The sequence below is a fragment of the Neptunomonas japonica JAMM 1380 genome, assembly GCF_016592555.1.
Lineage (GTDB): Bacteria > Pseudomonadota > Gammaproteobacteria > Pseudomonadales > Balneatricaceae > Neptunomonas > Neptunomonas japonica_A.
Genome location: NZ_AP014546.1, coordinates 754673 through 775533 on the forward strand (window position 1 = coordinate 754673; position 20861 = coordinate 775533).

General features: G+C 43.9%; 21 protein-coding genes and 1 tRNA gene. 18 read left to right on the forward strand and 4 right to left on the reverse strand.

The features are described from left to right. Nucleotides 1-14: 14 nt before the first annotated feature. The 9 genes from dmpE (at nucleotide 15) to NEJAP_RS03470 (ending at nucleotide 10669) form a co-directional block, all read left to right on the forward strand. Nucleotides 15-800 carry a 2-oxopent-4-enoate hydratase gene (gene dmpE, locus NEJAP_RS03430; protein ID WP_201349306.1) on the forward strand — a complete coding sequence of 262 codons (786 nt, stop codon included), beginning with the start codon at nucleotides 15-17 and terminating at the stop codon, nucleotides 798-800. Nucleotides 801-831: 31 nt separating this feature from the next. Further along, the gene (locus NEJAP_RS03435; RefSeq protein ID WP_201349307.1) at nucleotides 832-1743 is read left to right on the forward strand and encodes an acetaldehyde dehydrogenase (acetylating); all 912 of its coding nucleotides are present in this window, start codon (nucleotides 832-834) and stop codon (nucleotides 1741-1743) included. 16 nt (nucleotides 1744-1759) lie between these two features. Next, complete coding sequence (gene dmpG, locus NEJAP_RS03440) at nucleotides 1760-2788, forward strand: 4-hydroxy-2-oxovalerate aldolase (protein ID WP_201349308.1); 1029 nt, start codon at nucleotides 1760-1762, stop codon at nucleotides 2786-2788. Continuing rightward, the gene (gene dmpH / locus NEJAP_RS03445; protein ID WP_201349309.1) at nucleotides 2788-3591 is read left to right on the forward strand and encodes a 2-oxo-3-hexenedioate decarboxylase; all 804 of its coding nucleotides are present in this window, start codon (nucleotides 2788-2790) and stop codon (nucleotides 3589-3591) included. Before dmpG ends, dmpH begins: the two co-directional genes overlap by 1 nt. Nucleotides 3592-3644: 53 nt before the next feature. Then, nucleotides 3645-3836 carry a 4-oxalocrotonate tautomerase gene (locus tag NEJAP_RS03450; protein ID WP_201349310.1) on the forward strand — a complete coding sequence of 64 codons (192 nt, stop codon included), beginning with the start codon at nucleotides 3645-3647 and terminating at the stop codon, nucleotides 3834-3836. A 406-nt stretch (nucleotides 3837-4242) separates the two neighbouring features. Next, a complete protein-coding gene (locus tag NEJAP_RS03455; RefSeq protein ID WP_236591049.1) occupies nucleotides 4243-5214 on the forward strand; it encodes a WD40/YVTN/BNR-like repeat-containing protein in 972 nt (323 codons plus the stop codon). Between the two features lie 2 nt (nucleotides 5215-5216). Continuing rightward, nucleotides 5217-7649, forward strand: coding sequence for an efflux RND transporter permease subunit (locus tag NEJAP_RS03460; protein ID WP_201349311.1), 2433 nt, complete (start codon nucleotides 5217-5219; stop codon nucleotides 7647-7649). Between the two features lie 14 nt (nucleotides 7650-7663). Further along, the gene (locus NEJAP_RS03465; protein WP_201349312.1) at nucleotides 7664-9319 is read left to right on the forward strand and encodes a DUF1302 family protein; all 1656 of its coding nucleotides are present in this window, start codon (nucleotides 7664-7666) and stop codon (nucleotides 9317-9319) included. 33 nt (nucleotides 9320-9352) lie between these two features. Next, nucleotides 9353-10669, forward strand: a complete 1317-nt coding sequence (locus NEJAP_RS03470; RefSeq protein ID WP_201349313.1) for a DUF1329 domain-containing protein — start codon at nucleotides 9353-9355, stop codon at nucleotides 10667-10669. Nucleotides 10670-10868: 199 nt separating this feature from the next. Here NEJAP_RS03470 and NEJAP_RS03475 read toward each other — a convergent pair. The 4 genes from NEJAP_RS03475 to flgA form a co-directional block, all read right to left on the reverse strand. Then, nucleotides 10869-10945 (reverse strand) — tRNA-Arg (locus tag NEJAP_RS03475). A 151-nt stretch (nucleotides 10946-11096) separates the two neighbouring features. Continuing rightward, entirely contained in the window at nucleotides 11097-11591 is a 495-nt protein-coding gene (locus NEJAP_RS03480) for a flagella synthesis protein FlgN (RefSeq protein ID WP_201349314.1), read from the reverse strand. A 6-nt stretch (nucleotides 11592-11597) separates the two neighbouring features. Then, on the reverse strand, nucleotides 11598-11909 hold the full coding sequence (gene flgM / locus NEJAP_RS03485) for a flagellar biosynthesis anti-sigma factor FlgM (protein ID WP_201349315.1): 312 nt from the start codon (nucleotides 11907-11909) through the stop codon (nucleotides 11598-11600). Between the two features lie 126 nt (nucleotides 11910-12035). After that, nucleotides 12036-12740, reverse strand: a complete 705-nt coding sequence (gene flgA / locus NEJAP_RS03490; protein ID WP_201349316.1) for a flagellar basal body P-ring formation chaperone FlgA — start codon at nucleotides 12738-12740, stop codon at nucleotides 12036-12038. Between the two features lie 73 nt (nucleotides 12741-12813). Here flgA and NEJAP_RS03495 point away from each other — a divergent pair, with 73 nt between their 5' ends. From NEJAP_RS03495 to flgH, 9 genes are all read left to right on the forward strand, one after another. Continuing rightward, complete coding sequence (locus NEJAP_RS03495; RefSeq protein ID WP_201349317.1) at nucleotides 12814-13755, forward strand: chemotaxis protein CheV; 942 nt, start codon at nucleotides 12814-12816, stop codon at nucleotides 13753-13755. Nucleotides 13756-13770: 15 nt separating this feature from the next. Then, nucleotides 13771-14619, forward strand: coding sequence for a CheR family methyltransferase (locus NEJAP_RS03500; RefSeq protein WP_201349318.1), 849 nt, complete (start codon nucleotides 13771-13773; stop codon nucleotides 14617-14619). 156 nt (nucleotides 14620-14775) lie between these two features. Continuing rightward, nucleotides 14776-15186, forward strand: a complete 411-nt coding sequence (gene flgB / locus NEJAP_RS03505; RefSeq protein WP_201349319.1) for a flagellar basal body rod protein FlgB — start codon at nucleotides 14776-14778, stop codon at nucleotides 15184-15186. A gap of 2 nt (nucleotides 15187-15188) precedes the next feature. Then, the gene (flgC, locus tag NEJAP_RS03510; protein WP_201349320.1) at nucleotides 15189-15623 is read left to right on the forward strand and encodes a flagellar basal body rod protein FlgC; all 435 of its coding nucleotides are present in this window, start codon (nucleotides 15189-15191) and stop codon (nucleotides 15621-15623) included. Between the two features lie 66 nt (nucleotides 15624-15689). Further along, a complete protein-coding gene (locus tag NEJAP_RS03515) occupies nucleotides 15690-16367 on the forward strand; it encodes a flagellar hook assembly protein FlgD (RefSeq protein WP_201349321.1) in 678 nt (225 codons plus the stop codon). A gap of 15 nt (nucleotides 16368-16382) precedes the next feature. Continuing rightward, nucleotides 16383-18431, forward strand: a complete 2049-nt coding sequence (locus NEJAP_RS03520) for a flagellar hook-basal body complex protein (protein WP_201349322.1) — start codon at nucleotides 16383-16385, stop codon at nucleotides 18429-18431. 119 nt (nucleotides 18432-18550) lie between these two features. Beyond that, entirely contained in the window at nucleotides 18551-19294 is a 744-nt protein-coding gene (locus tag NEJAP_RS03525) for a flagellar basal body rod protein FlgF (RefSeq protein ID WP_201349323.1), read from the forward strand. An 18-nt stretch (nucleotides 19295-19312) separates the two neighbouring features. Then, nucleotides 19313-20098 carry a flagellar basal-body rod protein FlgG gene (gene flgG, locus NEJAP_RS03530; RefSeq protein WP_201349324.1) on the forward strand — a complete coding sequence of 262 codons (786 nt, stop codon included), beginning with the start codon at nucleotides 19313-19315 and terminating at the stop codon, nucleotides 20096-20098. 57 nt (nucleotides 20099-20155) lie between these two features. After that, nucleotides 20156-20830 (forward strand): flagellar basal body L-ring protein FlgH, encoded by a 675-nt coding sequence (flgH, locus tag NEJAP_RS03535; protein ID WP_201349325.1) that lies wholly within the window; start codon nucleotides 20156-20158, stop codon nucleotides 20828-20830. The last annotated feature ends 31 nt before the right edge of the window (nucleotides 20831-20861 follow it).

A 20861-nucleotide genomic window follows, 5' to 3' on the forward strand; every position in this document is an offset into this window, starting at 1 on the left:
AACGAGAGAGCGTCATGGAAAAAGAACTAATTACGCAGTGCGGCGATGAGCTGTACGAAGCATTAAGTGGGCGCCGCACATTGCGCCCTTTTACTGAGCGGTTCAGCGATATCAGCATTGAGGATGCTTACCATATTTCCTTGCGTATGGTTGAGCGTCGTGTGGCAGCGGGGGAGCGCATTATAGGCAAAAAAATTGGAGTGACCTCCAAGGTTGTGCAAAACATGCTCAATGTACATCAACCCGATTTTGGTTACCTGACCGACAAAATGGCGTACAGCCAAGGTCAGGAAGTGCCAATTAGTGAGTTATTGATTCAGCCAAAAGCTGAAGGGGAGATCGCTTTTATCCTGAAAAAAGACTTAATCGGCCCAGGAATTACCAACGCTGATGTTCTGGCAGCAACAGAGTGTGTGATGCCGTGCTTTGAAATTGTTGATTCACGTATCGAAGACTGGCAGATAAAAATTCAGGACACAGTGGCAGATAACGCCTCTTGTGGCTTGTTTGTCCTTGGTGATAGTGCCGTAAATCCTCGAAAAGTTGATTTAACCACGTGCGGCATGGTTGTTGAAAAAAATGGTTCGATTATCAGCACAGGTGCCGGTGCAGCAGCCCTTGGTAGCCCGGTTAACTGTGTGACGTGGCTGGCTAATAGGCTGGGCGAATTTGGCATTCCATTGCAAGCAGGCGAAGTGATTCTCTCAGGTTCATTAGTGCCGTTGGAGCCTGTTAAGGCAGGTGACTACATGAGTGTCAGCATTGGTGGTATGGGTTCGGCTTCCGTACGTTTTGTCTGAGATTTTCAGGTAACATTTTTGGGTAACTACGATGAGTAAAAAGCTAAAAGCAGTGATTATCGGGCCAGGAAATATTGGTACCGATCTATTAATGAAAATGATGCGCTCCGAGTGGATCGAACCTGTATGGATGGTGGGTATTGATCCTGAATCTGAAGGTCTCAAACGGGCTAAAGAGATGGGGATGAAAGTCTCTCTTACGGGGGTCGATGGTATGCTTGAGCACATTGTTGAAGATGATATCCGTGTGGCGTTTGATGCAACTTCTGCATATGTTCATGCTGAAAACAGCCGCAAACTCAATGAGCTTGGCGTGATTATGATCGATCTAACCCCGGCTGCTATCGGTCCATTTTGTGTGCCTCCGGTCAACTTGCAAGATCATGCCAAAAATCTTGAGATGAATGTCAATATGGTGACCTGTGGTGGTCAGGCTACTATTCCTATGGTGGCGGCAGTGTCACGTGTGCAACCTGTTGAGTATGGCGAAATTGTTGCAACAGTTTCGTCCCGATCAGTCGGGCCTGGAACACGTCAAAACATCGATGAATTCACACGTACGACTTCAGGGGCTGTTGAAAAAGTTGGGGGGGCAAAAAAAGGTAAGGCAATTATTGTGATTAACCCAGCAGAGCCGCCTTTGCTGATGCGTGACACTGTGCATTGCTTGACAGAAACAGAGCCTGAACAAGACGCTATTACTGAGTCCGTTCATGCCATGGTGAAAGAGGTACAGAAGTATGTGCCGGGTTATCGCCTTGTTAATGGCCCTATTTTTGATGGTCGTAAGGTGACGGTCTTTATGGAGGTTGAAGGTCTAGGAGATTTCTTGCCTAAGTATGCTGGTAACCTCGATATTATGACTGCTGCAGCATTGCGTACAGCAGAAATGTTTGCCGAAGAAGCGGCAAGCGACACTATCACCCTTCCCGCACGCGGTTAAGCAGAGGAGAGTTGTAATGAATATTAAAGGACAAAAAGTCACTCTTCACGATATGAGTTTGCGTGACGGAATGCATGCTAAACAGCATCAAATTTCACTGGAGCAGATGATAGCGGTCGCCACCGATTTAGATGACGCGGGTATGCCGTTGATTGAAGTAACGCATGGTGATGGTTTAGGCGGTGCATCACTGAATTATGGTTTTCCTGCGCACACTGATGAGGAGTATCTCAACGCCGTTGTTCCAAAAATGAAAAATGCAAAAATATCCGCTTTACTGCTGCCTGGAATAGGCACGGTTGATCATCTGAAAATGGCAAAAGACTGTGGCGTAACCACTATTCGTGTGGCGACCCATTGTACTGAGGCAGATGTGTCGGAACAGCATATTGGTATGGCGGCTAAAATGGGAATGGATACCGTTGGCTTTTTGATGATGGCGCATATGGTGTCAGCAGAGAAAGTACTTGAGCAGGCTAAGTTAATGCAAAGCTATGGTGCTAACTGTATCTATTGCACTGATTCAGCAGGCTACATGCTGCCGGATGAGGTAACTGAAAAGCTCGGGCTGTTACGAGCTGAGTTGAACCCTAATGTCGAGTTAGGATTTCATGGGCATCATAATTTGGCAATGGGTATCGCCAACTCACTGGCTGCGATTGAGGCCGGTGCTAGCCGTATTGATGGCTCTGTTGCTGGCTTAGGTGCTGGGGCGGGAAACACGCCTTTGGAAGTATTGGTTGCTGTACTGGATCGAATGGATGCGGTTTCAGGTGTTGATCTTTACAAAATTATGGATGTTGCCGAAGACCTTATCGTACCGCTGATGGACAACCCTATTCGTTTAGATCGGGATGCATTAACGCTTGGTTACGCCGGTGTTTATAGCTCCTTCTTATTGTTCGCTAAGCGTGCTGAAGCAAAATATGGCATTTCGGCACGCGATATTTTGGTTGAGCTTGGGCGTCGCGGAACGGTGGGGGGGCAAGAAGACATGATCGAAGATTTGGCACTAACAATGGCAAAAGCGAAAGGGGTACTCTAATGAACGAGTCTAAAGGTAACCTGACACAGTCGCAGATTGAAGAGCTAGCGATTCACCTTGAAAATGCTGAGTTACAAGCATACGAAGTCACCAAAATTACTGATGATTTTCCGAGTATGACTTATCAGGATGCATTTGATATTCAGTGGGAAATCCGGCGCAGAAAAGAAGCGCGTGGTAATAAAATTGTTGGTATGAAAATGGGGCTCACCAGTTGGGCCAAGATGTCGCAGATGGGTGTTGAAAATCCTTGTTACGGCTTTTTAGCCGATTACTTCGCTATCCCTGACGGTGGAGAAGTAAAGCATGATGAACTGATTCATCCAAAAATTGAAGCAGAGTTAGCATTTGTTACCAAAGCGCCGCTCAAAGGTCCGGGGTGTCATATCGGGGACGTATTGCGTGCTACAGACTTTGTCATGCCTGCTGTTGAAGTTATTGATTCGCGCTATAAAGATTTCAAGTTCGATCTTAAGAGTGTTATTGCTGATAACTCCAGTTCGAGTCGTTTTATAACCGGCGGTCGAATGGCTGATACTGCTGATCTTGATCTGAAAAACCTGGGTGTTGTTATGGAGGTCAATGGTGAAGTAGTGGCAACCGGTGCTGGTGCTGCCGTCCTTGGACACCCTGCCGCTTCGGTGGCTATGTTGGCAAATATGCTGGGTGAACGTGGCGAAGAGATACCCGCTGGAACCTTTATTATGATCGGAGCGATTACCGCCGCTGTTCAAGTTAACAAAGGTGACTCTTTCTGTGTGCGCTATCAAGATTTGGGTACGCTTACGGGTAAGTTTGTCTGATGAAAAGCAGAGTTTGCATACAGAATCATAGGGTATGTGAGGAGTGATTAATTATGCCGATTGTACAAGTAAACATGCTTGAAGGCCGTACAGATGAGCAGAAAGAAGCGTTGATTAGAGAGATAACTGAGGCCATGGTGCGCTCTATTAGTGCTCCTCGGGAGAGTGTACGCGTAATGATCAATGAGATGCCTAAACAGCATTTTGGTATTGGTGGCAATTCCGTGAAAAAAATGGGGCGCTAGTCTCGCGGTGCAGTAAAGCATTAGCCGCTTATCTGTACAGAGATAATAGTATTTTTACCCGCCATAAGGCGGGTTTTTTTTGCCTATTTATTATGCGGCTAAATTTTTTGTATGTTTATTATCAATAAAAGCCTTCATGTTTTTTGATTTATTAGGGGGGAGGCGTTTTTCATTAAATGCTTAATCGTCATGTGATTTTTTGATGATTTAGTCACTTTTATAATTTGTTCTGCTATTAAAATTAATTTTAATCACGTATGGGTTATTTAAATAATCCCGCTTAATTGTTTGATATTTATCAATTAATTCCTGTCTTAATAATATTTTATCGTGCTGGCATGAGCTTTGCTTTTATAGAGATATTACTCAAAAGATCTTCAATAACTATAAAAATGAAGTGAGAAAAATGTATCCCGAGCAGCGTAAGCACAAACATCTTTTCGTCCTCATGGCACTTATCCCTTTTGCACTCGTCGGGTGTGAAGCACCGCTGAACTTAGAAAGTGTGGATAAGGAAACCTCTCAGCCGGTCCGACGTACGGACCAACTACAAGCAATTGCTAGTAATGATCAGGTAATGATTGTGGTGGGAAATAATGGCTTGGTGCTGACAACGGCAAAGGGAGAACTGCAATGGCAGCGCCATCAGTTAATAAGCCAGCCAAATTTGATTGATGTGGAGAGTTGCCCTGATCAGAGCTTTATTGCATTGAGCTTCGAAAAGCAGATATGGCGTACTAATGATAATGGTCAGCAATGGCAGATGATCAATTTAGGAACACAAGAAAATATGTTGGATCTAGCCTGTGCATCTGATGGCAGCTATTGGGTGGCGGGTAGCTTTTCAAGCATTCTTTCCAGCCATGATGGCGGAGAAAGCTGGAAAGAAAGTTCTTTCAATGAAGACGCCATGTTAACCAGCATCCAATTTGTTACTAATCAGGTTGCTTACGCTACAGGTGAATTTGGCATGGTAGTGCGCTCTGACGATGCGGGTGCCAGCTGGAAACTACTTGAACCGCTGCCCAATGAGTTTTATCCACAGGCTACGTTGTTTAAGAGCAATGAAGAGGGCTGGGTCGTCGGATTAGACGGGGTGGTCATGCATACCTCTAATGCGGGCAAAAGCTGGCAGGTTCAGCCAACACCCGTTGCTGCGCCTTTGTATGGTTTGCATCTGGGCAAAGCGGGCCTCTATGCCTTGGGTGAGAATGCCACTGTTCTGCAAGAGAAAAATGGGCGTTGGGTCTCTGTGACGTCGCCGTCTGTCTCGGCATATTTACGTGCGGCTGAAACCGTGGGTGATCAGTTATTGGTAGCGGGTGGTAACGGTACGTTACTGGCGCTGAATTCCAAAAAAAATAGCAATTCGGAATAATCATGGATAAACGATCGGCTGAAGCCCATAAAGCTACGCATTGGTTACACTGCTTTGAAGAGGCCGTATTTAACTCTCCCAAAGTAATTCTTTCGCTAATTCTGATGGCAACTCTATTTTTTGCAGCTCAGATACCCAGCGTAAAAATTTATTCTGACTTTGCAGACTTGCTACCGCAGACTCATCCCTATATTGAACTGCATAACGAAATTAAAGAATCGTTCGGTGGGGCTAATGTCATTATCGTGGGTGTTGAGTTTACTGAGCACGATATTTTCAATAACGAGGCGCTGGCACGCATTCATCGCATTACTCAGGCCGTAGACTCTCTTCCAGGCGTAAACCATAACCTCGTTGTGAGTGTTACACACCGCAACTCCCGAAAAGTATGGCTGACGGCAGAAGGTAATGTTAATTCAGAGCCTTACTATAATCCTGAACATACTGATTTGAGTAATCAAGAGTTAGCGCTGTTGCGCAAGGATATAGTTGCTGATGCCCGTGTATACGGTCCTCTGGTTAGCCCAGATAAACATATGGCACTGGTTAAAGCGCAGTTGATTGAAGGGCAGTTAGATTATGCAGCGACCTTTACTAAAATTCAGGAGTTGCGTCAGTTAGAAGCAGCTGATGGTGTGCGTATACATGTAACAGGTCAACCGATGCTGGTGGGTTGGGCATACCAATACCTAAACCAGATTATTGAAATCTTTCTGTTTACCGCGCTGATTATGCTAGCGCTGTTGATATTTTATTTTCGAAAAGCCTACGGGATCCTTGTGCCACTTGCTGGCGTGGTGGTTTCTGCCATCTGGGGTGTTGGGATCATCTCTTTATTTGGCTATAACCTTGATCCTTTAAGCTTGGTTATCCCTTTCCTTATCTCTGCGCGTGCGATGTCGCATGGTATTCAGCTAGTGGAGCGGTACTACCTTGAGCTAAATGATCATGATGATCATCACGTTGCGGCCCGGCTGACATTCGATAGCTTGTTTCGGCCCGGAAGCTTGGGGGTGGTTTCCGATGCTGTCGGTCTGTTGTTACTCGCGATTGGTTCTATCCCGTTGAATACAAAACTGGCGCACTATGCCTCGGTATGGGCGCTGAGCATTATCGTCATCGTACTGTTAGCGGTACCACTATTGCTATCTGTGCTGCCTAAGCCAAAAAATAGCGAGATTAAACATAATTTGTTCCGCAATGTCGGTTATTTCTGTGCTGATCTTATTAGCGGTGTTAAACCTGCGAAACGTGCTCTTTCTGTTGCGCTAGTACTGTTGTTGAGTGGTTTCTACCTGTCTTCTAGTGTTGTTATCGGTGAGTCCGAACCGGGCTCGCCGATCTTGTACCAAGATCATGATTACAACTTATCTTCAAAGGCTGTTAACGATAGTTTTCCGGGTTCAGAAGAGATGTATATCGTCGCACAAACCACTGACAAAGGTGGAATAAAGCGACCGGAGGTGCTCAAAGCATTGGCTGATTTGGAGCGCCATATGTTGCTTGATCCGGACGTGGGTGGGGCGAAAGGTGCGCCAGATTTGGTCAAGCAAGTTAACCGTTTGCTGCATAACAATGATCCGCGTTGGCAGCAGATCCCAGATGATAAGTTGTACGTCGGTGGTTTGATGTATACCTACATGATGTCTAATCCTATCCCGGGAGCTTTGAATGAGTTTATCGATACAGATGAGCGTATTGCCAACTTAGTTTTCTACTACAAGGATCATCAGGGCGAAACGATTCGCCGTGCCATTCATACGGCCAAACAGTGGATCACCGCTAATGAAGGGAAAGTTGAAGGCCTAACGATTCGTCTAGCCGGTGGCACTATCGGTGTAATTGCCTCTCAGAATGAAGCCGCTTTTGAAACCAATTTATGGGTGTTACCTCTCGTTTTTCTACTGATTTTCATCTTTGTGGCTGCTTTTTATTCCTCTCTTATGGCAGGAACAATGATGTTTGGTGCGATGTTGTTCGCCACTACTTTGACTTATGCCTATATGGGAATTGTCGGTATGGGAATAAACAGTAATACCGTTCCGATTATTGCTGTGGGTGTGGGGGTAGGCATCGATTACTCGATTTATATGATGGATAGAATTCGCTCTGAAATGGTGCTGCTTGGTGACCTAAATGCTGCAGTGAACCGTGCCATAAGAACAACGGGCCTAGCGGTGAGCTTTACAGCCATTACCTTGATTGCGGGCATTGTTATGTGGGTGCTTTTGTCGGACCTGCGTTTTCAGGCGGATGCTGCGCTGCTATTGATTGTAATGGTGATTCTTAATGGAGCGGCTGCGATGCTGCTGGTGCCTAGTTGGGTGCTGGTATTTAAACCGAATTTTATTGTTAAAGCGTATGTGGACGAAGACGGCGTGATTCATGCTGATCAGAGTTCTGAAGATGTATCACTTATTACAACCAAGGCATAACAGAGGCTATAACTATGTCGAAAAAAATAACAACGACATTCACTCACCTGACTGTAGGCATTGCTGCCACTATAGGTACAGGCATGGTCGCCACGTCTGTGGTGGCAGCTGAAACAGAGTGGGCAGGGTTTATAGAAAACGCTACATACTATCGTGAGGATGTCGGGCTTTCGAAGTTCCGTAATACAGGGCAAGCAGAGTTCGAAACAAAGTTTGAGTCGGATACTTTTCGTTCACTTAAGTTAAACGGGACATTCCGAGCTACTTATGATGGTGTTTATGATCTGAACGACGATGAGTTTGGTAAAAATTCTGGGCATGCTTATTTGGGTGAAAATTGGCATGGGCGAGATACATCAACGGCGGTATTAACTCCCGGCGTTCCTTTCCCTTGCGATAATGATCCCACTTTATGTAATAACTTAAACGGTTATATGGATCACAAGGAAAGTGATGCCAAAACTCCCGACTTTAATGATCAACTCGATTTTATTCGTGAGTTGTATGTAAGTGCAGATAAGCAATTAAGTAATGGTGATGTACTTAACATACGCTTGGGAAAACAACAGGTTATTTGGGGTAAAACAGATCTATTTCGTGTTTTAGATGTTATTAACCCGGTTGATTATTCACGTCACAATATTTATGACGAATTGGAGGATATTCGTATCCCTCAGTGGATGCTTACGGCTGAATGGCGAATGGGGCCTAATTCTGTCTTAGATGATTCAAACCTGTCGATGGTTTGGAACTTTGATAAATTCCGACCCAATAATTTGGGTACGTGCGGGCAGTCATATCGGATTATCGATGCCGGCTGTTTTTTCTCATCATCAGCTAACCTCCAGTTGATACCGGGTGGGCCGTACTCGCAACCCGTACCTATTATTCACGATGTTGAAGACCATGATTGGAGCTTAGCCAATACCCAGTTGGGTCTTAAATGGGAGGGCGTCTATGGTGATGCAACCTTCTCTGTAAACGCGCTGACTTACCGTCAACAACTGCCTTCATTGCACTTTAGACCGATAGCACCAGGTGCTCCAGTTCCTGCTGCTGATGGTGTGTTTGATATCAAGTTTCCACGTGTGAATTTATTGGGTGGGTCGATTGACTACTATTCCATGGGTATGGATGCAGTATGGCGCTTAGAGATGGCATATACGCAAGGAGAGGAGCAACCTCGTGATACCGACGGGCACAAAGAAACCGATATGCTGCGTTATGTAATTGGTTTTGATAAAAATATTATCCTGCCTGAATTAGGCACGCGTAGTGCATTCTTGTTATCAACGCAGTTGTTTGGCGAGCATATTTTGGATCATGAGCGTGATATGCCAAATGAAGCTGACAATTGGATTGGGACCTTATTGTTTAAAGGCTGGTATATGAATAACCGCCTTAGCCCTCAGATTATCATTGCTCATGATGTGGGTGCTGATGCCACCGTTTATGCTCCAAGTGTGTCTTGGTCTCCTGATAATAATTGGATGTTTAACGTGGGAGTAAATATTAAATCAGGGGGTAAGAAAGAATTCCCATGGGGTGTTGCTTCTGCATTTGGTGATTCATCTCCTCAAACGGAACCTCTGGCACGTTTTACTAATGGTCCGATAGGTGTTGCGCACCAAGAAGACGAAGTGCAATTGAGTGTGCGTTACAGCTTTTGATTTTTCACAGCTAACAATTACAGGTATAAAAAAATGCTGAAAAAGACTTTATTATCTGCTGCACTGGCTTTGGCAACGCTGACTGGTGTGCAAGCAGCACAGATATCGGAAGATGTTATTCAGAACAGCTTCTACCCTTATAAAACAGGGACTCCAAGCTTTCCTGGGCTCAATGCTGGAATGACAATAAACCAGGCAAATGTTGATCAGTTTAAAGATGCACTTGATCCTGCCATGTATACATTTATTAAAAATGGTGCAACACAAATGAAAGTAGGTGCGACTACCTCTTTTGACCTGCACCCTAGTTATGTTGAATCAACACGGAAGTACTCCAGTAATGTATCGCTTGGTGCAAACAGTGGAGAGGTTTCTCCAACAGTGGCGGGGAGGCCGTTTCCGCAAGAGCCTTCAATGGATGATCCTCGAGCAGGCGAAAAGTTAGCATGGAACTACAAATACGGATACAACTGGGGGGATTCGGCAGCAATCTATCCTTTCTATTGGAAATACAGAAATATGGAGAGCGCTAAAGTCGAGCGTACCATTAAAATGAATTTTCACTTTTTAAATTTCACGCACCGTACCTCGCAGGCTCCATACCCTGCAATAACACCAAACCCTTCTAATTTGTTTCGCGCAATTTATGTGCAGGTTCTTGAACCGTTTGATGTTAAAAATACTCAATTGTTGATTCAACGATTTGAAGATGACACTAAAGTGGATAACGCCTATCTGTATCTTGGATTTCAGCGCAGGGTGCGACGCTTGTCTTCAGGGCAAACCACTGATGCTTTCTTAGGGTCAGATGTAATGATCGAAGATTTTGAAGGTTATAACGGTCGTATTAGTGATATGAAGTGGTCATATAAAGGCACCAAAAATATGCTGGTTCCGATGTATAACCATAATGAGATGCCCCTCGATCCTAAAACACATTCGGATAAAGATGGTTATCAAGTGATTGCATTCGGCGGGCAGGGGGGGTGCTTCCCGGATATCACTTGGCAGCTTCGTAAGGTCTATGTTGTAGAGTCGCAGCCTGTTGATCAGAACCATCCAATCAGTAAGCGAGAGCACTATATAGATGCTCAGACTTTTATTATTCCGCGAAATATTACATATGACCGTAAAGGTGATATGTGGAAAAGTTGGACAATTGGTCAGAGCCATCCGGATTATCATTTGCCAATCAATAAAGGTACAGGTGTATCAATTGATGACTCCTTCTCTATGATCGATATACAAGCTCAGCACTGTACGACAGGACAATTTAAGGGAATTGTTGCTCCTGATTTGAACCCTGTAGATAAGTTTAACGTACAGAATATGCGTGCATCAGGAAGTTAATCTTTTTGGTTTTAGTTTTCATCATACTTTGCCCGGCGATAGTCGGGCTTTTTTGTGCGGAGGCATTTTTTATTAGTGTTGCTGTGAAGTAAATGAGTTAGTAAAGGTGAGAATCTCACACTACTTAACATTGCTAGTGTTTTAAAAAGGTGTGTTGTCTTATGGTTGTGGGTTGGCAAAAGTGAGATTTTTAAAAGGATGGTGTCCCAGGCAGGATTCGAACCTGCGACCTGCCCCTTAGGAGGGGGCTGCTCTATCCAGCTGAGCTACTGAGACATTTAAACGAATGATTAATATACGTTTAAGAGGCGGTATATTAAGGCTTTTTTAGCAGCCTGAAAAGTGGCATCTTTATTTATTGGCTATTACGCGAGTAAAAAGTGAGAATCTATGAATGTGTTGTTGCTAGTAGGTAACGTAATGGCCTTTATGCTTTGCCGATGTGAGACTGTCCAGTGTAATTACCTTTAGCCCCTTTTGACGTATATAGCGAATTACTGGGCTTTTGTCCGCGTAAAGCCGTGAGCAACTTGTCTAGACTTTGGCTTGAACGCATTATGATTTGTTCGTTTCGCAGATTGGCATCCATGGTGGTTTTCAATACAGCTTCCAAATCACTCCAATGAGCTTTGAACTGTTGCGCAAGTGTTTGGTTTTGATTTTGGGAAAGTAATGAAGAAAGACCTTCTTTAGAGACCGGTAAGCCAGCGGCTATTAATAACTCGGCTCTTGTTTGATTATTCTGATCAAACTGTCGAAGGATGGTTTGTTTCTCTGTATTGATGATCTGAATTGTTTCGATTTCTCGAGCTTTAAGTGCGACAAGCTCTTGATCTAACAGTTTTTCTAACCCGCTTAAAAGAGTAATGCCCTCTAAGGCGAGGGCATCAACGGAGGCAAGAGTAGAAGAGAAATCTGTCATATCGGATTATTCCATCATGGCATCAAAATCGATCATCTTTTCTGCTACTTGCTGAGCATCAATTTTATAGCTACCGCTATCTATTGCGGCTTTAATGCTGGCAACACGTTCACTGTCAACATCCGGTGTGTTTGCAATTTTGGCATCAGCCGCTTGCATAACTTTAACGGTATCGCTTAGCTCAACGGTATCTTTTTGAATAGCCTTAGCGGAAGTATGGGTGACAGGTGCAGCACTCCCATTACTTTTTTGGGTGCTGACCTTTTCACGAGCTGTCATCGCTTGTTGCGATAAGGAGCTGTTAAGATCAATAGCCATTTTTCTACCCTCAAAAACTATGTATACGTTGTTTAACGGCTGCGCTTATTAAAACTTTAGAAGAAAAGTGAAATAAATTATTTTGCTTGCAATATGTAGCAATTATAAACATTTACCTTGAAATAGCTACCGAGAGACGGACACTACTCCTCTGCTTTTTACATAGGCGCGGATAACTTTTTGTGATTTGTTATTGAGAATTCTTATTTGTTCGCCCTTTTTACCGCTCTCAAGTGCCGTGCCTTGTGTTCTTACTGATAGTGAACCGATTATAGCTTCAATAATAACGGTATCGTTACGCTCAACCAGTTTTGGAATAAGCAACATGTTAGCTGTTAATAATGTGCCTGTAGGAATATTCCGGCGGGCAGTCAGACTTATAAGTTGATCAGGGGCAGTAAAGAAGCTTTGGTTAATCAGACTGGTATTTTTTCGTACAAATGATAAATCATTTGCCCCAATGGCTGAATCTTTCAATATGGGGTGTCTTGCCGTTGCGACCAGGGAAAATATATTTACTTTAGCCATGACATGAACAGCCCACTTTTTAGGTGCGTGGCAGCGAACGCGCATAGACAATCGGCCACCTGAAGGGAGAGTAGAGGGGGTGGGAATATCAAAATTTGTACATTTTTTTAAATTTGTACGATCATTAATTGGGTTTACGACTATATTAATATCAGATTGAGGATTTTTTGCGGAAAAGTGCTCGTAAAGATGTTTCTCTACAATGCTTTGTAAAGGTTCTGCTACGCAGTGCGTAGAGAATAGAAAAGTACTTAATAAAATGCTGAGAGTGCCGATAGCAGGCATTATTCGAAAATAACTCACGGTGGCTCCTGATTCAGAACAGGATGGATGTCGTGGTGTCGCTTTTATAGTGACAATAGATTTGGTGTAGATCATGTCAGGTATTCTAGATACTGTAAACCTGCGTACCCAGATGGTTGGGCAGAACCGTTTAGAGCTTTTATTGTTTGCACTTGAAACCGATCAAGTATACGGAATCAATGTGTTTAAAGTACGCGAAGTACTGCAATGTCCCAAATTGACAGAAGTTCCGCGGCAAACAACTTCAGTTAAAGGGATGGCACATATACGTGGTGAAACCATTCCCGTCTTGGATCTTTCTGAAGCAGTAGGCCGTTCTGGTATCCCTAAGGATGAGCATCAGCAATGCTTCTTGATAGTTGCTGAATATAATACGCGTACATTGGCTTTTCTCGTAAGGAAGGTGGACCGTATTTTGAATACTCATTGGGATCAAATTATGGCGCCTCCCGCAGAAATTGGGGTGGAAAACTATCTGACAGCCGTGTTTGAGTATGAAGATAGGCTTATAGAGATCTTAGATGTTGAGCAGATCTTGGCTGATTTGTACCCGATGCATACTAATGTCAGTGAAGAAATTGCTACTCAAGAGATGAAAAGCAAGGCAAAAGAGTATCAAATCTTGTGCGTTGATGATTCGAGTGTGGCACGTAATCAGATGCAGCGTAGCCTTGAAGATCTCGGTGTTAAGGTTACAACATGTAATAACGGAAAAATTGCATGGGATATGTTGAATAAGCTGTCCGAAAATGGAAATGATGTTACTGAACTTTTCTTGATGGTTATTTCGGATATCGAAATGCCAGAGATGGATGGCTACACATTGGCGGCAATGATTAGAGAAGACCCTCGCATGGATAAAATGCACATTGTGCTTCATTCTTCACTAAGTGGAGGGTTCAATGTTTCCATGGTGAAGAAAGTGGGAGCGGATGGCTTTTTGGCTAAGTTTAATCCTGATGATTTGGCGAGTGTAGTTATTGATCGCATTAAGAAACTTGAGCAGCGACTCTAGAATGGAATCATCGCTATGAATGAGCGTGTTGACGCCTTCAGAATAACGCCGGAAGAATTTACTATTTTTAGCCGTTTTCTGGAAAAAAGCTGTGGAATTTTACTAGCAGAGCATAAGCAGTATCTTGTGAAAAGCCGCTTAGGTAAAATAATGCAGGAATGTTCGCTCAATAATTTGAACTGTCTTGTTAAGCAGCTTGAGAGGCCCGGAGGAAGTCAGCTTAAAGATAAAGTTATTGATGCGATGACTACTAATGAAACCTTATGGTTTCGTGATATACATCCTTACGATATTTTAAAGAATAAGTTGCTTCCAGAAATAAAAGAGAAAAAAGGTCGTCAAAAGATACGTATTTGGTCGGCTGCTTGTTCTTCCGGACAAGAGCCATATTCTATGAGTATGGTCATTGATGAATATAAGCGTGCAAACCCTGGCTCTTTTGTGGCGGGGGAAGAGATAGTAGCGACGGATATTTCTACCAGTGTGCTTCAGCAAGCTCGCTCTGGTGAATATGAGATGTTGGCGTTAGGCCGAGGCTTAGAGCAGAGCCGTTTGCAGAAGCACTTTAAAGCGAATTCCAGTGGTTCGTGGACTATCAATTCTGATATTAAATCAAGGGTGCGTTTTCAAAGTATTAATTTACTAGGTCAATATACAGGGTTAGGGCAATTCGATGTTATTTTCTGTCGTAATGTAATGATCTACTTCTCTTTAGAAGTGAAAACGGAAATACTAAGAAAAATGCATAAGCAGCTTAACCCTGGTGGTTACCTATTATTAGGTGCATCTGAATCTCTACCTGGTTTGTCTGACTGTTACAAAATGATTCATTGCCGCCCGGGTATTATTTACCAAGCTATTTAGCTTCATAGCGGCAAAGAAAAGCGGCAATCAAGTGCCGCTTTTTTATGTCTGTCAAAAATATACCTTTAACTCCCCCCGTATTTCATGGCTCTGTGGCGCTTTCTGCTGTTTGGCATAGAGATTGCTTTATTCTCTCTACACAGTGAGAGGTGACGTATGGCGATTAGTTTTGATAAAGCATTAGGAATACATGAAGACGCAATTGGGCTGCGCTCAAAGCGTGCAGAAGTGATTGCTAATAATATTGCCAATGCCGATACGCCAAACTTCCAAGCACGTGATATCGACTTTAAAAGTGTGCTGCAAGGTGTTCAAGGTGCTCAGCAGAATCAAGCACCTCTGAAAATGGTTAATACCAATGCAACGCATCAAGATGCCGTCATTCATCCGGATTATGCTGCCGAGTTATTATTTCGTACACCGACTCAGCCATCTGTTGATGGAAATACAGTTGATGTTCAGGAGGAGATGGCTCGTTATACAGAAAACGCTTTAGGCTACCAAGCATCGTTTGATTTTATAAATCGCAAATTTAAAGGCCTATCTAGCGCTATCAAGGGTAATTAATCATGTCATTGGCAAATATATTTAATATAGCGGGTTCAGCGATGAGTGCTCAGACCATTCGTCTGAACACAACAGCGAGTAACATGGCTAATGCCGATAGTGTGAGCTCCAGTGTTGGTGAAACTTATCGAGCACGTAAGCCTGTTTTTGAATTGCAAGCGCCTTCACTTGAGCAGGTGACTGATACCGATACTGGGTTGGTTCCTGGCCAGGGAGTGCATGTGGCAGGCATCGTTGAGAGTCAGGCTCCGCTTCGTACGGCGTATGAGCCAAGTCACCCTTTGGCTGATGAAAAAGGCTACGTACATTACCCTAATGTTAATGTAGTTGAAGAGATGGCAGATATGATTTCAGCCTCTAGATCGTTTCAAATTAACGCCGAAATTATGAATACCGCAAAACAGATGGTGCAACGAGCTCTGACATTGGGGCAGTGAGCGGCTAAACAAATACTAACCTGGTCAAGTGAGTTTTGGCCGCAATTAAAGAGTTGAGGTCATGATATGGCTGATATCAACGGTGTAAATGCAACGTCGGTTTATGAGCAAATAAACAAAAGTAATCAAGCATCATCTACAGCCAAATCGCAGTCTGAAACAGATAGCGATATGTTCATGAAGCTGATGATTGCTCAGTTGAAAAATCAGGATCCTACCAGCCCTGCTGATACTGCTGACTTTATGCAGCAAATTTCAAACATGAGCTCTGTTGAGAGTATTAATAACCTCAATACTACGATGTCTGATATGAGCAGTGCTTTGTTAACCAGTCAGGCGGCTTTACAAGCATCGTCAATGGTAGGACAAACAGCTTTTGTGAAAACCGATAAGGCGATGCTAGATAGTCGGGGCATTATCGAAGGTGTGTACACGCTTCCTGAAAGCGCCAAGGGCGTGCGGGTCTCGGTTTACGATTCGGTAGGAGATGTTGTAGATACTTGGGAGATGAAGTCTGTAGCAGCGGGTGATCATAACTTCGGTTGGAATGTGGGAAATAGAGACCCTCAAAGTGAGTACAAAGTCGTGGTGGAAGCGACAGATTCGGAAGGCGTTTATAAGCCTACCGAAAGCTATATTGGCCATCGAGTTGACAGTGTTACCTTGGGGCAAAACGGTATTGGTATGAAAGTGAATACAGGTGCCGGAACAGTGAATATGAGTGACATCAAGCAAATAGGTTAATGAGGGGAAATAGTCATGGCGGGTTTTAATATCGCGGTTACAGGATTAAAAGCATCATCGACCATGCTTGATGTCGCAGGTAATAATATAGCGAACTCTAGTACAGTAGGTTATAAGTCATCCAGAACAGAGTTTGGTGATATCTATACTGCATCTGTTGTGGGCTCGGGAAGTAGTAATACCCCAGGGTCAGGTGTCACTGTATCGAATATCGCGCAGGACTTTAGCTCTGGTACGCTAGAGTTTACCAACAATAATCTTGATTTGGCGATTAATGGCTCTGGCTTCTTTCAGTTAGATGATCAGCAAGGCGGTATAACTTATTCGCGTGCTGGTGCCTTTGAACTTGATAAAGAAGGCTATGTCGTTTCTAAAGATGGTAAGCGTTTGCAGGGATACGGGCTGGACGATAAAGAAAATCGCTTGCCCATAGGTGATTTGGCAGTAACTCAAAAAGAGTACCCACCCAAAGCAACCAGCGACATGGATCTTGCTTTCAATATTGATGATCGTGAAGACTCAACAACACTTTTGCCGAATTATGATAAAGATAAAGCAGGCTCTTACACCTACAGTACAACAGTGCGTACGTTTGATAGTTTAGGTAACGAGCATACCGTAAAATACAATATGGTTGAGCAGCGTCCCGAACAAGAGTATAAAAAATATATAACGGCCCCTGCTAGTGATGTGCTGATTTCAGGTGCTCCGGCGATAACAGTGGCTTTGGCAGTAGGGGTGCCAACCGCAGCAGCGGGTTTTGCTCAAGTTACGACGACGGCAAAAGGTCCTACGGGAAATAACCAAGAAATTTGGAGACTTCAGGACCCAGTTCTTAAAGATCTTCAAGAAACAGACCCAAGGATTTTTGCTGTTGAGTATTACCCTGATGGGGCGGGTTCTGGTGAGCTGAAAATTATTACTCGTGCAGATTCGCTTGAGTTTGGTGACTTAGTTGTGACTGATAATGCGGCGACGCCTGCTTCATTAGTTCCTACTGCAACGGATACGACAGGTTTTGTTTCGAGTAATGAGAAACAATACTTCGAGTTTAATGCCGCCAATTTCCCAACCAATACATTCAATATTAAAATTGCTGGTGTAGATATAGATATCTCTACTGGGACTGGAGGCATGAGTGCTGAGCTGGTTGCTTTAGCGATTCGTGATCGTGAGTCAGATATCATTGAAGCGAACCCGCTTATTCAGTCAGTAAGCTGGGATGCTGATCAGGGTACCAATGGTGCATTACGTGTTGAGTATAAACCAGAAGTAACCCCGGGCTCTTTGAACTCTGTTTCTGTAGGTGTTTTTGATGACAATGTCTCGCAACTGTTTGCCGCTGATAGTGTTGCTGGTGGTGCTTTAGATGCGCACTTTACTGAGCCGGGTGATAACTCTTATGATGGCGTCTATCGTGTTTATGCATATCTAAATGGTGATGAAGCGCTTGATTTGGGTAAAGCAAATGATCCAGGTAATGGGTCGGCTACTGAGCCAGGTCCTATTCTGATTAAATTTGACCCAACCAGTGGTATTCTTTCATCGGTTAATGGCGAAGAAGTACGTACGGGTGCAGCCGTGCCTGATCTGTTAATTAAAGGAGCTGATCCAGCTAACCCAAATAATGTAATTACATTGAATTTAGCTGGTTCTACACAGTTTGCATCTGACTCTATTATAAAAGCCTCAGATCAAGATGGTTATCCAAAGGGTGATCTTATTGGTGTTTCGTTCAGTGGAACGGGCGATATGATTGCGGCTTTTAGTAATGGTGAAGAGCTTAAAATTGGTGTGGTTGCTATCGCATCTTTTGAAAATCAGGCAGGTTTGCAACCAAGTGGTGATACTGAGTGGTCGGCAACATTGGCATCTGGTGGCGCTTTAATGAATCCTCCGGGAACTGGTTTGAATGGTTTGCTTCGCTCTGCTGCTTTAGAGCAGTCCAATGTTGATTTATCTGCAGAGCTTGTGAAATTGATTGAAGCGCAGCGTAACTTTCAAGCAAACTCTAAAACACTTGAAACTTTGAATACGGTAACGCAGTCGATTTTGCAGATCTAATTTCTACGTTATTTTGCTTGTTAAAAAGAGCCGCTTATGCGGCTCTTTTTTTTGGCATGTAGTTTGCATTTAACAATATATCGAATAGGTACGGCAACCACAAAATTCCGGATGAAGTTATGGATAAAGTTGTTTTTATAGCGATGAGCGGTGCACGAGAAAATATGCTTGCACAACAAGCTCATGCTAACAATTTGGCTAACGTGAGCACGACTGGTTTTAAGACAGATTTGGCTCAAGCCCGCTCAATGCAAGTGTTTGGCGAAGGCTTGCCTACACGTGTTTATGCAATGACGGAAAGACCGGCAACCGATACAACAACAGGGACTTTCATTCAAACAGGGCGAACACTCGATGTTGCTATCGATGGAGGTGGTTGGTTAGCCGTTATTGGGGCCGATGGCAAAGAGGCCTATACCCGATCAGGCGAGCTGCAGCTCAATGCCGCTAATCAGCTCGTAACGGGCAGTGGTTTGCCGGTAATGGGTAATGGCGGCATCCCGATCGCTATTCCTGCTGCCGAGAAAGTTGATATTGGTTCAGATGGCACTATTACTATCCGCCCATTAGGAGAAGCCGCCGCTGAGTTGGCTGTCGTTGACCGTATTAAGCTAGTGAAACTTGATGAACAATCTATCTATAAAGGTGTAGATGGTTTGATGCATGTAGATGATGGCCTTCCTCAGCCACCAGACTTAGCGCTTAAGCTGCGTTCAGGCTATTTAGAGTCCAGTAATGTAAATGCTGTCAATGAGCTAACCAGTATTATTAGCTTGTCACGACAGTTTGAAATGAACATAAAAATGATGAAAACCGCAGAAGATAACTCTACAGCTGCGGCAAAAATTCTTCAGTTAAGTTAGCAGTATTAGGAGATAGCAATGCACGGTGCACTTTTTGTCGCTAAAACAGGTTTGTCAGCACAGGATACTCAGCTGAAAGTTATCTCTAATAACTTGGCAAACGTCAGTACGGTTGGTTTTAAGAAAGACCGTGCTGTTTTTGAAGATCTACTTTATCAAGTGCAACGCCAGCCAGGTGCCGATTCATCTGAAGGTACTCAGCTACCAACAGGGTTGCAGCTAGGTAATGGTGTGCGTGTCGTAGGTACGCAAAAACTATTTCAAACAGGCGAAATGCAGGTATCCGAAGAGCCGTTTGATGTCGCTATTAATGGACGAGGCTTTTTTCAAGTAACCATGCCTAGTGGAGAACTTGGTTATACGCGTAATGGCCAGTTTCATGTTAATGCTGATAATGAACTGGTAACTACAGAGGGTTATTTAGTTGAGCCTGCGATTACGTTACCAGCTGAAGTACAGACCTTTACTGTAGGTGTTGATGGAACAGTGACGGCTGTCGTTGCAGGAAGTGCTACGCCAGTCCAGCTTGCCCAGCTAGAAATAGCAGATTTTGTGAACCCAGCAGGTTTGCAGGCAATCGGGCAAAACTTATTTATTGAAACAGCAGCAAGTGGTGCGCCTCAAATAGCAGTACCGGGCGAAGCGGGTACCGGAATTCTGCGCCAAGGAATGCTGGAGGGGTCGAACGTGAACTCTGTAGAAGAACTGGTGAATATGATCACGACACAGCGTGCTTATGAGATTAACTCTAAAGTGATTTCTACTGCCGATGAAATGCTCTCTTATGTTTCGCAGCAGCTGTAATTAGCTGATGTTTTTGTGTGTGTGAAGTCTATAAAAATGAAAGCATGGAAAATAAGAATGAAACGCTTTGTGCTAGTTACCATCGTATCTGCGTTTATGGTTGGTTGTGTTAATAAGCCAGTAAAGCCAGATCGCCCTTATTATGCGCCAGTGGCCCCGCAGCAATTACAGCAGCCAAGGCCAGTGAATGGTTCTATTTTTAATGCGGCTACCAATATTGATATCTACAGTGACGGCCGAGCGCATAGGGTTGGAGACATTATCACTATTGTATTAAGTGAAAAGACTCAGTCTTCCAAGACGGCGAAAACAACGGCGGATAAGAGCAGTACATTATCACTTCCACAGCCTACTATCTTAGGGAATCCGTTATCTGTTTTCGGTGCACCAGTTAGTGCTTCTTCAGGTGCTTCAACAAACACGTTTGAAGGTGAAGGCAAGTCAGATATGAGCAACAGTCTTAGTGGTGATATTACTGTGACTGTTCATGAAGTGTTACCTAATGGCGTGCTTTCGGTGCGCGGAGAAAAATGGCTGCAGCTTAACCAGGGTGATGAGTATATTCAGATCAGTGGTTTGGTGCGGCCTCAGGATATTGCCTCTGATAATACGATATCCTCCACCAAGTTAGCCGATGCCAGGATAGGGTACAGTGGAACGGGTGGTGTGCATGATACTAATACGATGGGCTGGTTGAGTAAGTTTTTCATTAGCCCTTTATGGCCTTTTTAATATTGTTTTTGTGTAGGTTTTCTGCAATGAA

Coding starts and splice junctions, on each gene's coding strand:
- dmpE (WP_201349306.1), top strand. CDS start 15: ATGGAAAAAGAACTAATTACGCAGTGCGGCGATGAGCTGTACGAAGCA.
- NEJAP_RS03435 (WP_201349307.1), top strand. CDS start 832: ATGAGTAAAAAGCTAAAAGCAGTGATTATCGGGCCAGGAAATATTGGT.
- dmpG (WP_201349308.1), top strand. CDS start 1,760: ATGAATATTAAAGGACAAAAAGTCACTCTTCACGATATGAGTTTGCGT.
- dmpH (WP_201349309.1), top strand. CDS start 2,788: ATGAACGAGTCTAAAGGTAACCTGACACAGTCGCAGATTGAAGAGCTA.
- NEJAP_RS03450 (WP_201349310.1), top strand. CDS start 3,645: ATGCCGATTGTACAAGTAAACATGCTTGAAGGCCGTACAGATGAGCAG.
- NEJAP_RS03455 (WP_236591049.1), top strand. CDS start 4,243: ATGTATCCCGAGCAGCGTAAGCACAAACATCTTTTCGTCCTCATGGCA.
- NEJAP_RS03460 (WP_201349311.1), top strand. CDS start 5,217: ATGGATAAACGATCGGCTGAAGCCCATAAAGCTACGCATTGGTTACAC.
- NEJAP_RS03465 (WP_201349312.1), top strand. CDS start 7,664: ATGTCGAAAAAAATAACAACGACATTCACTCACCTGACTGTAGGCATT.
- NEJAP_RS03470 (WP_201349313.1), top strand. CDS start 9,353: ATGCTGAAAAAGACTTTATTATCTGCTGCACTGGCTTTGGCAACGCTG.
- NEJAP_RS03480 (WP_201349314.1), bottom strand. CDS start 11,591: ATGACAGATTTCTCTTCTACTCTTGCCTCCGTTGATGCCCTCGCCTTA.
- flgM (WP_201349315.1), bottom strand. CDS start 11,909: ATGGCTATTGATCTTAACAGCTCCTTATCGCAACAAGCGATGACAGCT.
- NEJAP_RS03495 (WP_201349317.1), top strand. CDS start 12,814: ATGTCAGGTATTCTAGATACTGTAAACCTGCGTACCCAGATGGTTGGG.
- NEJAP_RS03500 (WP_201349318.1), top strand. CDS start 13,771: ATGAATGAGCGTGTTGACGCCTTCAGAATAACGCCGGAAGAATTTACT.
- flgB (WP_201349319.1), top strand. CDS start 14,776: ATGGCGATTAGTTTTGATAAAGCATTAGGAATACATGAAGACGCAATT.
- flgC (WP_201349320.1), top strand. CDS start 15,189: ATGTCATTGGCAAATATATTTAATATAGCGGGTTCAGCGATGAGTGCT.
- NEJAP_RS03515 (WP_201349321.1), top strand. CDS start 15,690: ATGGCTGATATCAACGGTGTAAATGCAACGTCGGTTTATGAGCAAATA.
- NEJAP_RS03520 (WP_201349322.1), top strand. CDS start 16,383: ATGGCGGGTTTTAATATCGCGGTTACAGGATTAAAAGCATCATCGACC.
- NEJAP_RS03525 (WP_201349323.1), top strand. CDS start 18,551: ATGGATAAAGTTGTTTTTATAGCGATGAGCGGTGCACGAGAAAATATG.
- flgG (WP_201349324.1), top strand. CDS start 19,313: ATGCACGGTGCACTTTTTGTCGCTAAAACAGGTTTGTCAGCACAGGAT.
- flgH (WP_201349325.1), top strand. CDS start 20,156: ATGAAACGCTTTGTGCTAGTTACCATCGTATCTGCGTTTATGGTTGGT.